The sequence below is a fragment of the Methanobrevibacter sp. DSM 116169 genome, from assembly GCF_046197865.1.
Lineage (GTDB): Archaea > Methanobacteriota > Methanobacteria > Methanobacteriales > Methanobacteriaceae > JAHKLT01.
Genome location: NZ_CP166990.1, coordinates 612,844 through 628,316 on the forward strand (window position 1 = coordinate 612,844; position 15,473 = coordinate 628,316).

The 15,473-nt window shown below is 26.2% G+C and carries 16 protein-coding genes, 1 tRNA gene and 1 other RNA gene; 13 read left to right on the plus strand and 5 right to left on the minus strand.

The window, feature by feature from the left end:
• The first annotated feature begins 172 nt into the window (after positions 1 to 172).
• The 8 genes from ACA134_RS03220 (at position 173) to ACA134_RS03255 (ending at position 4,237) form a co-directional block, all read left to right on the plus strand.
• Positions 173 to 619 (plus strand): GyrI-like domain-containing protein, encoded by a 447-nt coding sequence (locus ACA134_RS03220; protein ID WP_409200746.1) that lies wholly within the window; start codon positions 173 to 175, stop codon positions 617 to 619.
• 101 nt (positions 620 to 720) lie between these two features.
• A complete protein-coding gene (locus tag ACA134_RS03225; protein ID WP_409200747.1) occupies positions 721 to 987 on the plus strand; it encodes a DUF749 domain-containing protein in 267 nt (88 codons plus the stop codon).
• Positions 984 to 1,508: a DUF2096 domain-containing protein gene (locus ACA134_RS03230; protein WP_409200748.1), complete on the plus strand. Its 525-nt coding sequence runs from the start codon at positions 984 to 986 to the stop codon at positions 1,506 to 1,508. The genes ACA134_RS03225 and ACA134_RS03230 overlap by 4 nt, the downstream gene beginning before the upstream one ends.
• A 15-nt stretch (positions 1,509 to 1,523) precedes the next feature.
• Entirely contained in the window at positions 1,524 to 2,204 is a 681-nt protein-coding gene (locus ACA134_RS03235) for a metallophosphoesterase (RefSeq protein ID WP_409200749.1), read from the plus strand.
• A gap of 188 nt (positions 2,205 to 2,392) precedes the next feature.
• Positions 2,393 to 3,298 (plus strand): 2-phosphoglycerate kinase, encoded by a 906-nt coding sequence (locus ACA134_RS03240; RefSeq protein WP_409200750.1) that lies wholly within the window; start codon positions 2,393 to 2,395, stop codon positions 3,296 to 3,298.
• The gene (locus tag ACA134_RS03245) at positions 3,288 to 3,677 is read left to right on the plus strand and encodes a CBS domain-containing protein (protein ID WP_409200751.1); all 390 of its coding nucleotides are present in this window, start codon (positions 3,288 to 3,290) and stop codon (positions 3,675 to 3,677) included. Before ACA134_RS03240 ends, ACA134_RS03245 begins: the two co-directional genes overlap by 11 nt.
• A gap of 81 nt (positions 3,678 to 3,758) precedes the next feature.
• Positions 3,759 to 4,074: signal recognition particle sRNA (gene ffs / locus ACA134_RS03250), an RNA gene on the plus strand.
• A gap of 78 nt (positions 4,075 to 4,152) precedes the next feature.
• Positions 4,153 to 4,237 (plus strand) — tRNA-Ser (locus ACA134_RS03255).
• Between the two features lie 8 nt (positions 4,238 to 4,245).
• Here the strand turns inward: ACA134_RS03255 and ACA134_RS03260 are convergent.
• Genes ACA134_RS03260 through ACA134_RS03270 form a run of 3 tightly spaced genes read right to left on the minus strand, consistent with a single transcriptional unit; the run spans position 4,246 to position 7,877 of the window.
• Positions 4,246 to 5,154 (minus strand): cation diffusion facilitator family transporter, encoded by a 909-nt coding sequence (locus ACA134_RS03260; RefSeq protein WP_409200752.1) that lies wholly within the window; start codon positions 5,152 to 5,154, stop codon positions 4,246 to 4,248.
• Positions 5,155 to 5,158: 4 nt separating this feature from the next.
• Positions 5,159 to 6,268, minus strand: coding sequence for a pyridoxal phosphate-dependent aminotransferase (locus ACA134_RS03265; protein WP_409201060.1), 1,110 nt, complete (start codon positions 6,266 to 6,268; stop codon positions 5,159 to 5,161).
• Between the two features lie 52 nt (positions 6,269 to 6,320).
• Positions 6,321 to 7,877 carry a radical SAM protein gene (locus ACA134_RS03270; RefSeq protein ID WP_409200753.1) on the minus strand — a complete coding sequence of 519 codons (1,557 nt, stop codon included), beginning with the start codon at positions 7,875 to 7,877 and terminating at the stop codon, positions 6,321 to 6,323.
• A 499-nt stretch (positions 7,878 to 8,376) separates the two neighbouring features.
• Here ACA134_RS03270 and ACA134_RS03275 point away from each other — a divergent pair, with 499 nt between their 5' ends.
• From ACA134_RS03275 to ACA134_RS03290, 4 genes are all read left to right on the plus strand, one after another.
• The gene (locus ACA134_RS03275) at positions 8,377 to 11,778 is read left to right on the plus strand and encodes a transglutaminase domain-containing protein (protein ID WP_409200754.1); all 3,402 of its coding nucleotides are present in this window, start codon (positions 8,377 to 8,379) and stop codon (positions 11,776 to 11,778) included.
• A 138-nt stretch (positions 11,779 to 11,916) separates the two neighbouring features.
• Positions 11,917 to 12,387: a phosphopantetheine adenylyltransferase gene (locus ACA134_RS03280; RefSeq protein WP_409200755.1), complete on the plus strand. Its 471-nt coding sequence runs from the start codon at positions 11,917 to 11,919 to the stop codon at positions 12,385 to 12,387.
• Positions 12,388 to 12,487: 100 nt separating this feature from the next.
• Entirely contained in the window at positions 12,488 to 13,489 is a 1,002-nt protein-coding gene (gene fwdF, locus ACA134_RS03285) for a tungsten-dependent formylmethanofuran dehydrogenase subunit FwdF (RefSeq protein WP_409200756.1), read from the plus strand.
• Positions 13,490 to 13,571: 82 nt separating this feature from the next.
• Entirely contained in the window at positions 13,572 to 13,688 is a 117-nt protein-coding gene (locus ACA134_RS03290; protein ID WP_409200757.1) for a 4Fe-4S binding protein, read from the plus strand.
• A gap of 45 nt (positions 13,689 to 13,733) precedes the next feature.
• On the opposite strand, the gene ACA134_RS03295 is transcribed toward ACA134_RS03290, so the two are convergent.
• On the minus strand, positions 13,734 to 13,916 hold the full coding sequence (locus ACA134_RS03295) for a class III signal peptide-containing protein (RefSeq protein WP_409200758.1): 183 nt from the start codon (positions 13,914 to 13,916) through the stop codon (positions 13,734 to 13,736).
• A 1-nt stretch (position 13,917) separates the two neighbouring features.
• Entirely contained in the window at positions 13,918 to 14,115 is a 198-nt protein-coding gene (locus ACA134_RS03300; RefSeq protein WP_409200759.1) for a class III signal peptide-containing protein, read from the minus strand.
• Positions 14,116 to 14,363: 248 nt separating this feature from the next.
• Here ACA134_RS03300 and ACA134_RS03305 point away from each other — a divergent pair, with 248 nt between their 5' ends.
• Positions 14,364 to 15,458, plus strand: coding sequence for a hypothetical protein (locus ACA134_RS03305; RefSeq protein WP_409200760.1), 1,095 nt, complete (start codon positions 14,364 to 14,366; stop codon positions 15,456 to 15,458).
• Positions 15,459 to 15,473 lie beyond the last annotated feature (15 nt).

Sequence of the window (15,473 nt, forward strand, 5' to 3'; positions counted from 1 at the left end):
TTCTTTACAAATCATAGTATGTCTTTTAAGATATATAAATTTTATTGATAGTATTATTCAACTAGTATTTTAATGAGAATAATTTAATTTTATTCTCATTTTTTTTTAAAAATTATTTATATTATAATTCTCATATATTTTATTAAATTCTTTATTTTTTGGAGTAAATAATATGGATAATGATCTTAAAGAAATTAAATTAGAAAGTCAAAATGCTGTAATAAGACAATTTTCAAATCCTAATGAAGATATTAATGAATTAACATTAGAACTTGTTAATTGGATCGAAGAAAATAATTTAACTCCTGTTAATCACTTATTTGCAAGAAATTATTTGGAAAATAATGAAGTAATATATGATTTTGGAATTCCTATTGAAGAAGAAGTTGAAGGAACTGATGAGTTTAAATTTATTAGAATTCCAGAACAAACAGTATTATCTATTAAACACATTGGAAATTATGATAATATTGATGAAACAATGATAAAATTATCAGATTATTTAACAGAAAATAATTTAGAGCTTATTGATGCTCCAAGGTATATTTATCATAATAGCCCTGATGATGTTAATGAAGAAGATTTAATAACTGAAATTCAATACCCTCTTAAGAAGTAACCTTTTAAAAATTGTTCAACAAATTTTGTTTGATAAATAAGAATATATATGATGAAGTAAATATTGTTAGTATATATTGAAATTAGTTTTGTGGTGATAATATGTTTATAGCAACATTAGGTGGGATTTTTAGATTCAAGGATCTTCCCGAAGAATACGGTCCTTACGTTCAATTTAAAGCAACTATTGAGAAAAGAGAGATTAATGATAATGATGAAATAGCTATATTGGATATTACGGGTACTGATAGTCATCATGTTTTATTTTTAGATTCTTATGATAATTTAGATGAAATTAAAGAAGAATTAAAAGATGCTGATGCAAAAATTAATCATACTACTTTGAAGATTATAGGTGGCCACTTATGAGTTTACCCTCAGAACAAAATTGGTTGGTTATTATAAATCTATTAACAGATTTGAAAAAAAGGGGATATGAAATCCCTAATCAAATTAATAAAGATATTTCTCTTGCAAGGTCATCAATTAACTTTTATAAAAAAGATACTAGTCATCCAGATATGATTAATGAATTAGCAAGAGCTGATATGTCTTTACGTGAATCTCAAGAATTTTTATTAGATATTGCAAAAAAAGTTTCTGAAGAGTATTTAGATGAATGGTTTGATAAATTTAAAAGAGCAAATAAAGGCGAGCAAGTATATGAAATGCCTAACTCTAAATCAAAATTTTTAATTAATACTCCTCCAGGAATGTCTTCTAGTAGAATAAATCTTAAAAATCCATTAGCTGAAGAAAGAGTTCAAGAAATAGCTGAATATAATGGAGTTATTATTGAATTTGATGATGATAAAACAGTAGCTATGTATGGAGATAAAAATAATGTTCAATCTGGAATAAAAGAGATGGCTCCTTTTTTCAGTGAATAATTAGTTGTGATTTATATGAAAGTTTTAGTAATTAGTGATGTACACAGTAAAGAAAATGATAAGTTAATTAATTATTTAAATAATAATGATATTGATTTAGTTCTTATTTCAGGAGATATAACTGATTTCGGTCCTTTGGATTTTGTTAATGATTTTATAGGGAAAATATTAGATTGTGACTGCGATGTAGTTGCAATTCCTGGAAATTGTGATCCAAATGGAATTTGTAATGCAATTGAAGAAAGTGGAGCATATTGTCTTCATAAAAAAGTTATTTCTTATGAGAATTTAGTTATTTTTGGTTATGGTGGATCTAACCCTACTCCTTTTGATACTCCTGGAGAAATTGAAGAAACTAAAATCTATAATGATTTATTTGACTTATTCTCTGAATATGAATTTGTTGCTAATGATAAAAAGAAAAATATTAAAATATTATTAACTCATGCTCCTCCAGCTGATACAAAAGCAGATTTAACTAGTTCTGGAGATCATGTTGGTAGTCAATCTATTAAACGAATTATTCAAGAATTCAATATAGATATTAATCTTTGTGGTCATATTCATGAAGCTCAATCAATTGATGAGATGAGTGGAACTATTATTGTAAATCCTGGAATGTTAGAACATGGCAGTGCTACTTTAATAGATACTAATGAAGATAATAGCTTCGATATTAATATAATTTCATTATAATTCTTTTTTTATTTTATTAACTTTATTTTAATATTTATATTATTTTAAAGCTTTTTTTTAAAGTTTAAATTTATTTTTTTTCACTTTCTTTTTTCTATTGGAATTAAATAAAAAATTTTATCTATAATAAAATTATAATTTATTTTTAGTGAAATTATAATTTCTCAAATTTAATTAGGTGTTTTATAATGATTATGGTAAGAGGAGATGTTGATGGAAAAGAATATGCTGAACCTTTTTCTAAAGGTATTTTGGCCCGTTCTCTTACTACTGCAGATTTAGGTTCTAATAAAGCATATAGATTAGCATTTCATATAGAAGCACAATTAATTGAAAATAACGTTTCTTCTATTGATATTGAAGATTTAGTAGATATTGTAGTAAAAGAATTAAATAAAGAAGACCCTCAAATAGCTAATAAATATATTATTTGGAGAAAAATTAGAAATGTTAAAGATCCTTTGATAATATTAATTGGTGGTGCTTCTGGAGTTGGAACTTCATCTATTGCATTTGAAGTTGCTAATCGTTTAGCTATTAAAAATATGATTAGTACAGACATGATTAGGGAAGTAATGCGTAAAATAGTCTCTAAAGAACTTAGTCCAGTTCTTCATGAATCAAGTTTTACAGCTTATAAGGTTATGAGAGTATTACCTCCAGGTCCACAAGATAAAATTTTAGCTGGTTTCATTAATCATGTTGATACTGTTAGTGTAGGTATTGATGCGGTTATCGAAAGAGCTTTAAAAGAGGGTATAAGTATTGTTATTGAAGGAGCACATATTGTTCCAGGATTTATAAAGCAAGAATTAGTAGAAAAAGAAAATGTTGTTTTATTTACCCTATGTCTTAATGATGATGACATTCATAAAGGGCGATTTTATGCAAGGTCCCGTGAAAGATGGGCTAAACGTCCTCTTGAAATGTATTTAAAAAATTTTGAATCAATTAGAAGAACCCACAATTACATAATTCAACAGGCTGAAAAATATGATTCTGCTATTATTGAAAATGTAGATGTTATTAAAACTGTAGATATGATGATTTCTTATATAACTGAGAAATATGGGGGCATGAAAAATGCTAAGTAAAAAAATTAAAGATATAATGGAAACTAATGTAATAACTGTTGATTCATCTGAAGATGTAGTTTTTGCATTTGAAAAATTAATGAAAAATAAAATAAGTGCAATGCCTGTAATGGAAGATGATAAAATGGTAGGAATTATTACTGCTACTGATTTAGGTCATAATCTAATTTTAGATAAATATGAATTAGGTACTCCTGTCTGTGATGTAATGGTTAAGAATGTTGTTTCTATAAGTTCTGATAAAAACTTAAAAGATGCTATTAAAGTCATGAAAGATAGTGCTCCTGAAGAAGGAATCATTAATCAATTACCTGTTGTTGAAGAAGGTAGCTTAATTGGAATTATTTCTGATGGAGATATTTTAAAAGCAATCTCTTAATTTTATTTTTTTATAAAATAGCTATTATTATAGTTTTTATTATTTTTGATAAAGTTTATATAAGATATAAAACAAATATTTATTTTGGCTAGACTGGAGGGTTAGGGGTCCTCTGTAAGCATACACCCCCTCTGATGCAGTTGAAGTTTAGGAGGCGGCTTTTTAAGAAATTTAGTAGCCTAGAAAATCAATATAGAAGTCTCGTCCTGCAGGATTGATGGTGATAAGACTTTTACTGTAGGGTAAAAGTAAATTATCTTAGTTTTAGGAATGTGTCAGGCCCGGAAGGGAGCAGCTCTACTAATTACAATTAATGCTTGTAGAACAACGGGGTGGAGTTGTTTTTTCTAGATAACTCTATTTTTCGAAACTAGTCCACTCTTAAACATGCCATTTAATAAAACAATAATATTTATAAGTAGGTTTTTATAAATTAAAAATAGTATTTCATTATTTGATTATTTTTTTTAAAAAAGTCGGGATGGCCCAGCCTGGTACGGCGTCGGACTGCTAATCCGATGATCCCTTGGATCACACGGGTTCAAATCCCGTTCCCGGCGTTTTATTTTCACATATCTATTTCTTGACTATGATCATAATCTTCGCTACAAGGACATGCATGAACTGTTACTGATTGTATGATTTCTATTTCTTTAGGTATCTTATTTTGCACTTCGTGAACAATATCATGAGATTCTATAAGACTTAAATTAGGATTTAAATCAACATGAAGAGCAACTATAGCATATGTTCCAAAATAACCTATTTTAATATCATGGGCACCATAAACATGTTTAACTGACTTTGCTGCTTTTTCAATATCATCAACTAAATCTTTTGATGGAACCTTACCCATAATATTATTAATGTTTTCAATTCCTATTTCAAAAGCTGTTTTCATAATTATTATACCAATAACAAAACCTACAATTGGATCTAAAATAGGAAAACCTAATTGTGAGATTATAACACTGAATAAAATAGCTATGCATGAATAAATATCTACTTTTTGATGATTTCCATCTGCAACAATAGCTGGACTATTAATTTTTTTGCCAAGTGAAATTATATATTTACTTGTAGCTATATTTACAAAAACTCCAATAAGTGCCATTCCTGCTGCTAAATAACTTGGTGCAACTATTTCATTATGTGATATTATTTTATCAATTGCTCCAGTTAAAACCTCATATGAAACCATAGCTAAAAATAAAACAATTACAAGTCCAGCTATTGCCTCAGATCTACCATGACCAAAGGGATGATCTGAATCGGCAGGTTTTTGACCTATTCTAAAACCAATATATGATATTATTGAAGTAACAATATCTGATAATGTATGAAATCCTTCAGATACTAATGCATAACTTCCAGATACTAATCCTACAGTAATATTAAAAGTTGTTAAAAATACATTTCCGATTATTCCAACTAATGTAGCTTTTCGCCCTATGCTTAATCTAGTTTCTTTACTCATAATATCATAATTTCCTTAAAATATCCATAGCATTTTCAATATTTTCATAAGAGTTTGCAAAAGACATTCTAACATGATCTTTACCAACAGAGCCAAATGCAAGACCTGGAACTGTTATGACACCTGCTTTAGCAGCTTCTTTAACAAATTCTTCTGGATTTTCTATTTTAGGAAATACATAAAAGGCTCCATCTGATTTTACACATTCATGGCCCATATCATTTAAACTATCTACAATTAAATCCCTTCTTCTTTTAAATTCTTTAACCATAGCTTCAACTTCATTTTGTGGCCCAGTTAATGCTTCACATGCTCCTTTTTGTGCAATTGAATTTGCACATGCTGTACAATATTGGTGAACTTTTAATAATTCTGATGTGATTTTTTCATTAGCTGTTAAATAAGCAATTCTAAATCCTGTCATAGCATATGTTTTTGAAAAACCATTAATTGTTACAGTATTTTCACTATATTCTCCTACAGAATAATGTTTATTTTCATATATAATTTTTTCATAGATTTCATCAGATATAATAAAAAAATCATGGTCCATAGATAAATCACCAATAGCTTTAATGTCTTCTTTATCCATAACTGCTCCTGTTGGATTTGAAGGTGAATTTAAAATTATAGCTTTAGTATTTTTATTAATTTTTTCTACTACTTCTTCAGCTTTTAATTTAAAATCATTTTCCATTAAGCAGTTTAATTCAACTGGTTTTGCTTGTGATAATTTTACACAAGCTTCATATGATAAAAATCCTGGATTTGGAATAAGTACTTCATCACCTACGTCAAATAAAGCCTGGGAACACATATAAAGAGCTTCACTCGCACCTGTTGTAACTATAATGTTTTCTGCATTGGTTTTAATATTATTTTCGTTTTGAAATTTATTAGTAATTTCTTCTCTCAAATCTAAAAATCCTTTATTAGGAGTATAATGGGAATAGTTTTCATCTATTGCTTTTTTCATAGCTATTTTAATATTTTCTGGAACATCAAAATCAGGTTCACCAATTCCTAAGTTAATAGCATTTTCATTAGTCACTTCAAACATTTTTCTAATTTGGGATAATTCAATTGATTGAACTCTTCTTGCAAAATCATACATATTAATTACAACCTTATTTTTATTATTTATGATGACAGTAGTATTTAAATTATTATTTATTACAAACTCCACATTTATAACATTTATTTTCCTTACACCATGGAGTAGTTTTATTTAAATCTATTTTTTCTCTTTCTTTTTTTAAAAAATTTGAATTTAATCCAATATCTATATTTTCCCAAGGTAAATGACTATTAAAATCATAGTTAGGAATATATTTTTCCCATTCTTTTATTGGAATCTTCTCATGTAATGATTTTTCAAGTAAATTTCCAACATTATGGTCTCCACAAGAGAGAATATATTGAATTAATCCCATTTTAGCACTATCAAATTTAACATCAATATTTTTAAGATTTTTTTTAAGATATTTTATTTTAGATTTAATATCTTTAATATTATAAGTATCCCATTGTAAAGGAGTATGTGGTTTAGGTATAGTAGGATTTATACTAAAAGACATTAAGTGAGTATTACCATAGCTATTTAATTTAGTAATATATTCACATAACTCTTTTATTTCTTCTTCACCTTCATTAGGTAATCCTATTAAGAAATAAAATTTTATTTTTAATTTTAAATCAATAGCATTTTTAACAACTTCTTCAATTTTTTCATTAGAAATATCTTTATTAATAGATTTTCTTAAAGAATAAATAGATTCAGGAGCTATTGTTAATGTTCTAAGTCCACTATTTTTTAAATTTTCTAAAGTTTTCCTATTCAATGATTCTAATCTTAAAGAAGGTGTTGAAACTTCAAAATTTCTATTTTTTAATCCTTTTATTAATTCATTAAGTTTTGAATAATCTCCTACTGCTGAACCTATTAATGTTACTTTATTAAACCCAGTATTTTCTCTTGATTTTTCAGCTATTTCAAATAACTTTTTTAAACTAACTTCCCTTAAAGGCCTATAAAGATAGCTAGACATACAAAATCTACATCCCCTTGTACATCCTCTTGAAACATTTAATAATATTGTATTTTGAAAAACAGGTTTATAATTCTCGTCTTCTGTTTCAACAATTAATGGATGAGTATTATGATAAATGGAATTTAAATTATCCATTATATTGATTTTGGTATGGTTATTTTCACTAGATACATATACTCCTTCAATTTTTGAAAATTCCTTAATATTATTATGGGGGTTATCTATTTTTTTATAACAATCTAGAAAATTGTTAATGGTTGTTTCTCCTTCTCCTATAATAAATAAATCAATAAAATCTGTTAATGGTAAAGGATTAGCTGTTGCACATGGTCCTCCAGCAATTATCAAAGGATGGTTTTCATTTCTATCTTCTCTTCTAAGTGGAATATCACTATATTCTAATATTTTAAGAACATTAAAATAATCTTGTTCATATTGCAGAGAAAAACTTATTATGTTAAATCCTTTTAATGGACTATTAGATTCTATAGTTCTCTTTTCAGGATAAACAATTCTCTCACACCAAGAATCTTCTCTTTCATTAATTAAATTATACATTAATTGAAACCCTAATGAAGACATAGCTGTTTTATAAATATTAGGATATGATAAAGCTATTCTTATCTCAGTTTTTAGTGGGTCTTTTTGAATTGTGTTTTTTTCTAAAATCATTTTATAAAATTATTTTATATTCGAAATTAAATAAATATATTTATAATTTTTATTGATTTTTTATTATTTTTATAAGTAAGTACGCATTGTTTTAATTTAACTATAATAAATACAATTGAACGCAATTCTTTATTTATAAACAATTTTTTCTTGAATTTTAATTATATATCTTTAAATTTTGCCTATATATTTATTAAAGATGGTAATTTTAACTAATATTATTTTAGTAAGTTCATTTTACTTTAATACTTATCTAAGACTTAGTTGATTTTCATGCCATTTTTCACAATATTTTTTGTTATATTAATTATTTCTACTAAATTTTAAAGTTTTTTAATAAAAATAATTGATTTAAATGCTTTTTTTCTGTATTGAACCATGAATAACATTTATATAAGATTAAATTGAAAATATTGTTACTCATTATGAAAATATTATTTTTTCAAATTTGTAATGAGAACGAGGTGAAAAAATTTCTATTGTAAAAAAAACATTATTGATGAGCGTAGCATTCCTTATTTTTATATCAATGGGTGCTTGTGTTGCTAATGATTCAATTAATGTTGATTTTGATGAAAATCAAAATTTAATTCAAGATGATAATGTATTATCATCTTATGAAAATTTAGGTTTTTCTGATGATTCTATCATAACAACTTATCAATCTAATGGAGAAAATATTAGTGAATATGATTCTTCAATTGATGGTGGTAATGATTATTACAATGAAGATGATATTAAATTTTCTACAAATAATCAAATTTCTTCTTCAAATTTAGAAAATGCTTATATTGATGAAGAAATCAGTTTCAATAACAATGATGTTTTTAATTCTAAAAAGGATACTATCATAAATGCTGATAATGTCACTAAAATATATAAAAACGATACTCATTATGTTGTTGAACTTAAAGATCTTGAAGGAAATCTTTTAGATGGTATGGATATAATATTTTCAATTAATGGTGAATCTTATACAAGAACCACGGTTAATGGTATAGCTATGTTGTCTATTAATTTATCGCCGGGCCATTACTCTGCAAGTGCTACATTTAATGGAAATGAAAACTATTCTTCTTTTACTATTTTCAATGATATTGATGTCTTACCTTCTGTTGTAGGTCATAATATTGAAAAAATTTATAAGAATGGTACTCAGTATTATGCTACTATTTATGGTTATGATGGTAGTGTTTTAGCTGATACTGTGGTTTCTATGAATATTAATGGTGTCATTTATGAGCGTAAGACTAATAGTGACGGTGTTGTTATGTTGTCTATTAATTTGGATCCTGGTAAGTATGTTATAACTGTTACTCATCCTGATTCATTTTTGACTGTGTCTAATAATGTTACTGTCTTACCTTCTGTTGTAGGCTATAATATTGAAAAAATTTATAAGAATGGTACTCAGTATTATGCTACTATTTATGGTTATGATGGTAGTGTTTTAGCTGATACTGTGGTTTCTATGAATATTAATGGTGTCATTTATGAGCGTAAGACTAATAGTGATGGTGTTGTTATGTTGTCTATTAATTTAGATCCTGGTAAGTATGTTATAACTGTTACTCATCCTGATTCATTTTTGACTGTGTCTAATAATGTTACTGTCTTACCTTCCATTGTCGGTTCAAATATTATTAAGTCTTATAGGAATGGTACTCAGTATTATGCTACTATTTATGGTTATGATGGTAGTGTTTTAGCTGATACTGTGGTTTCTATGAATATTAATGGTGTTATTTATGAGCGTAAGACTAATAGTGATGGTGTTGTTATGTTGTCTATTAATTTGGATCCTGGTGAATATGTTATAACTGTTACTCATCCTAATTCAGGTTTAATGACTTCTAATATTGTTAAAGTCATAGCTATGGAAACCGTTGTAAATGGTTCCGATTATACTATTACATCTAATGCTGTTCAAAATTACACTGTAACCTATACAGATATTAATGGAAATCCTATTTCTGATTTACCAGTTTACTTTAAAATTAATGGTGAAACCTATTATCTTTCAACTGATAAAAATGGTATTGCATCTATTATATTAAATTTAGGCTTCGGTAAACATTCTATAGATTATGGATTTGAGGGAAGTTCAGGTTATATTAAATCTAGTGGATCTAGCACTATTACAATTTTAAATTCAACTACAATATTAACTGGTAGTGATTTAACAACTACTTATAATGATGGTTCTTATTATTCAGTTAAATTAACTGATTATAATGGAAATCCATTAATTGGTAAAAATATAATTTTTGTAATTAATGGACAGTCATATTCTAGAACTACTGATGAAAATGGTATTGCAAAAATCGCTATTAATTTAGATCCTGGAAAATATAGTATAACTTATTATTATTCTAATGAAAGTAGTGAAGATTATAATAAAGGACAAAATACAATAACTGTAAATAAAATATCTTTAGATATGTCTGCTTCTGATTTGACAATGGAGTGGAATGATGGTTCTACATTTGAAGTATTATTAACTCAAAATGGAAAACCTGTTGCAAATAAAAATATTATATTTACAATTAATGGCAATACATATTCTAGAACTACTAATGCTTTAGGTATTGCATCATTAAGTATAAATTTAAATGCAGGAATATATACAGTTCATTATAAATTAGATGATGATCTTTTCTATTCATCTAATGGTGGACAAAATACAATCTTAGTCAATGGTACATTTTTAAAAGGAAGTACTGGTTCATTTGCTATAGGTGATAATTATAATGTTATTCTTAAAGACGTATATGGAAAGCCTATATCTGGTGAAACAATTAAATTCATTATTAATAATCAAGAATTTACTCGTTTGACTAATAATGAAGGTATTGCTTCTATTGTATTGAACTATAATCCTGGTGAATATACAATTTCTTATTATTTGGTTAACAGTATTTATGGGGAAATTAGTGGTCAAGAGATCATTACTATTTTAAATTTAATTGAAATTAATAGTATTATTTCCGCAGCAAATGTAGTTAAAAATCACATTGAAAATAATTATAACCTTCCAAGTCATGTTACTATTGAAGGAAAAGATTATTCAATGGCACAATTTTTATACTTATTAACTGTAGCTACAAATAATTTAAATGAAGGTAATTTAGATAAAATAGCTGTAAGAAGTGTCAACGACCCTTCTAATCCACTTGAATCTTCTAATTTAGGAAATTTATATATGGCAGACTATTTATTTATTGCATCTTTCATTAGTAATTATATAATTGCCAATGGTGAAGCTCCTAATTCTGCTGATTCTTCTTTAGGATCAATTACTTTTGAAGGATTAATTTATGCTTATGCAAGAATAGTTGTATTTTATGGTAATAATGCAAATTCTATGCCTGCTTATGTTTCAATAAAATCAGTTGGTATTCCGGTATCTAATAGTGTTTTAAATTCAATTAACACAATCACTGATTTAGATCCTTATTTATCAGCTTCTAAAAATTGTCAAGTAGATAATGCTGTAATTCAAGCATTAGCTGCACAATTAACTGAAGGATTAACTAATGATTTAGCAAAAGCAAATGCAATTTTTGAATTCTGCCGTTATGAGATTGATTATTGGTTCTATTATGATACCAAATATGGTGCTGTAGGAACTTTAAATGCTGGTGGAGGAAATTGTGTTGATGGTACTCACTTATTCATTGCATTATCCAGAGCAGCAGGTCTTCCTGCAAGATATGTTCACGGAACATGTACATGGACTATTAGTGGTTCAACTTATGGGCATGTTTGGGCTCAAGTATTAATTGGTGATACATGGGTTGTTGCTGATACTTCCAGTACTAGAAATTCTTTTGGTGAAGTAGTTAGTTGGAATAACTATAACTATGTTTTCAAAGGATTTTATGCATCCCTTCAATTTTAGATAAATAATTTCATCTTCTTTTTTTCTTTTTTTTTAAATAAATTTATTATAATAACTATTTTTTTAAGTTTAGATTCAAAATTTATATACTAAGTAATTAATAATATACTAATATTAATTAAATTAGGAATTTAAAGAATGAATAAGACTAAATATAAGAAACTTGCTGTTGGTGGAACTTTTGATAAGTTTCATGAAGGTCATAAGAAATTGCTTGAAACAGCTTTTGATTTAGGTGAAAAAATAGAGATTGGTGTTACATCTGATGATTTTGGAGGATTAAAAGGTGATATTGATCCATGTAAAAAAAGAATTTCTAATTTGAAGACATTTTTTAAAGATAAAAAATCTAATTTTCATATTATGAAATTAGAAGATCCTTATGGGACTACAATTTATGAAGAAGATTTTGAAGCTATTGTTGTAAGTGAAGAAACTGAACCAACAGCTATTGAAATTAATAAAATAAGGAATGAAAAGAATATGTTTCCTTTAGATATTATTGTAGTTAGTTTTGTTTTAGCTGATGATGGTACGCCTATTTCATCTACACGTATTCGTAATGGTGAGATTAATAAAAAAGGCCATTTAATTAATAACAAAAATTAATCGATATGTTTATATATTCACTTCGATAAAGTGTATATTGAGATGATATTATAAGGTATTTTTAAAGTTTTTAATTTATCTTATTACCTGGAGTGATTTTATGGCTTCAATTTTGCGCGATGGAAATGAAAAAAGAGAATTAACTCATGAAAATGAGAAATGTATAGGTTGTGGAATTTGTTCTGATATTTGTCCAACATCTGCTTTAAGATTGGGACCAATTTTACCTATTGCAAGAGGGCTATTAAAAAAAGATTATATCACAATGAATGATAAAAAATGTGTATTTTGTGGAATGTGTTCTTCTGCATGTCCTTTCGATGCAATGGATTTAAAAATTAATGATGCATCTATTAAAGATTTAAATAACTATCCTAAATGGGATCAAGGTACAGATATTAACAAAGATGATTGTATTTATTGTGGAAAATGTGAAATTTCTTGTCCTCAGGATGCAATTAAAATCAAAAGAAAATTACCTTCTGCTAGTGAATTAGTAAAAGGAGAAATTAGAACATTTGATGATAAATGTATTAACTGTAATTTTTGTACAGATATTTGTCCTGTAGATGCAATTACTATTAAAACTAATATAAATAATGAATTTGATCCAGTAGCTATAGAAATTGATGAATCTAAGTGTGTTCACTGTAAAATGTGTCAAAAAATTTGTCCAGAAGATGCTATTCAAATTATATGTAGTTCTTGTATGGATATTGAAGAAATTCCAGAAGTTGTACTTGATGGAGATATTGTTTTAGATAATAATATTTGTGTTAATTGTAGCTGGTGTGAAAATGTTTGCCCAACTGATGCTGCAAAAACTTCTAAACCATTTGAAGGTGAAGTAATTCTCACAGAATTAGAAGATAAAGTATGTAAGGGAGAACAATGTAATGCTTGTGTTGATGTTTGTCCTTGTAATGCAATTACTCTTATAGATAATAAACCATCTATAAATATGGATGTATGTGTTTTATGTGGTGCTTGTCAAAAATCATGTCCTTTAAAAATATTATCTGTAAATAGAACATCTATGACATTAAAAAATATTAATTCAAAAGCTTGGAATAATGTTTTAGGAAAAATTATTAGTAAATAATTAGTGTAAAATATGTAAAGTAACTATTAATCATGATAAATGTAAAGGTGCAAGTTGTGAAGAATGTGTTAATACTTGTGCTATGGGTATTTTTGTAATTGATGGAGATACTATTTCTATTGAAAATGAAGAAATTTGTTCTTTATGTGATATATGTAAAGATGTATGTCCTAATGAAGCTATTATAATTGAAAAATAGCTAATTTTAAACTTTTTTATTATAGTAAGGGTTATTTCCCTTACTTTAAATATTATTTAATATAAACTCTTTTTCACTTTCTAATAAGCTTTTTAAACTTTTATTTATAGAATCTAGTATATTTACTCCATAAGATCCTACTATTATAACAATTACAATTATTCCTCCTATAAGTAAAATAAGTTCTGCACTAGTTTGACCACTATTTTCATTTAATATACTATTCATTTTATCCGCTAGTATTCATTAAGTTCCTCATGGTTTGCACATCATCACTAGCATTTAACTGTGAACTATTACTTTCAAAATATGCTCTATATATTAATAGTGCAGCTATAGCTATTACAATAACTCCTCCAAATAATAATATATATTCTGCAGCGCCTTGACCTGAATTTTCATTTAATATGGTTTTAAAATTTTTCATTTTTTTAACCTCATTAATACTTAATTTTTAAAATATATTAATATTACTAATGGCTAAAAAAGTATTATTCTTTAATCATTTTAATTTATAATATAACTGTCATTTGTTTGTTGATTCTTAAAAATAACCATTAGATTTATAAATAAAGTGGTAGATATTCTTATATAATTATTAATTATAATATCATTAAATGGTTATAATTTAATTAGGTTTATTGATAATTTTTTATTGTTGGTTTAGGTGAAAATGTGAATAATAATCTTAAAATTGTTTTCGGGATAGCAATTACTGCCATTGGGGCATTTATAACATATGAAGCTATGGTTCTTAATTTAATAGAATTAATAGTATTATTAGGTATTCTTCTAACTATTATGGGTGTATTTTTAATAGTATCCTTCTTTGTAGATGTATCTTCTATAACAAACGAGTTTTTAAAGGAAGCTAATATTGATGGAGTATCTGATTCTGCACCTTTAAAAGTTAAAAATAATAATGAACCTACTAAATTTAAAAAAAATATTAAAAAAGCAGATTTTTCAAATAAAAATAATAATAAACCTGCATTTAAAAATGAAATTAGGGCTCCCGATAATGAACCTAATGAAGTATTGGATATAAAAGAATATAGTGAGGAACCTTCTTTTGAAGATAATAAATTAGTTTTCACTCCTAATTATGAAAAACCTGTTCCTGTTACAAGAAAACCTAAGAAAAGATCAGCACATTTTGAAGAAGAGATTTCATATCAAAATGATTTAGATAAAACTGATGAAATTAAAAAAGCATTATCTAACAGCTATTCTACTGATATTAAAGAACCTATTTATGAAACAGAAAATTTAATGCCTAGAGATATTAAAATTGACTTAAATAATCCTGAATCTTTACCTATTCCAAATATCTTAAAAAGTTTTATTATTTCAAATAAAGGCACTATTGCATCAGAAGAAGCATTTGAAGATTTAACAATAAGAGCTAAAAATAATTTGATGCTTGAAATTCCTAATTTAGCTAAACTTAATGATAGATTACTATCTTATGTTCCAACTACTCAATCTAGGATTATTATTGAAGAATTTGATATTACTAATACTTCTTATGTTTTATTAATTACTTCTCTTTTAAAACAAAATGTACATATTAAAACATTACCTAAAATAGATATTACTAATTTAGTAACAGATAATTCTGCACTTATAGTAGCTGATAATTTAATGGATAATGATGGAGAATATGGTGCAATATATGAAGATGTTTCTGATATTTCTCAAATAAAAGAAATTTTTGAAAAATCTTGGAATATAGCTAAAGATATTGATTTAAATTTATTAATTGCATAAGGTGCGGTGATTTAT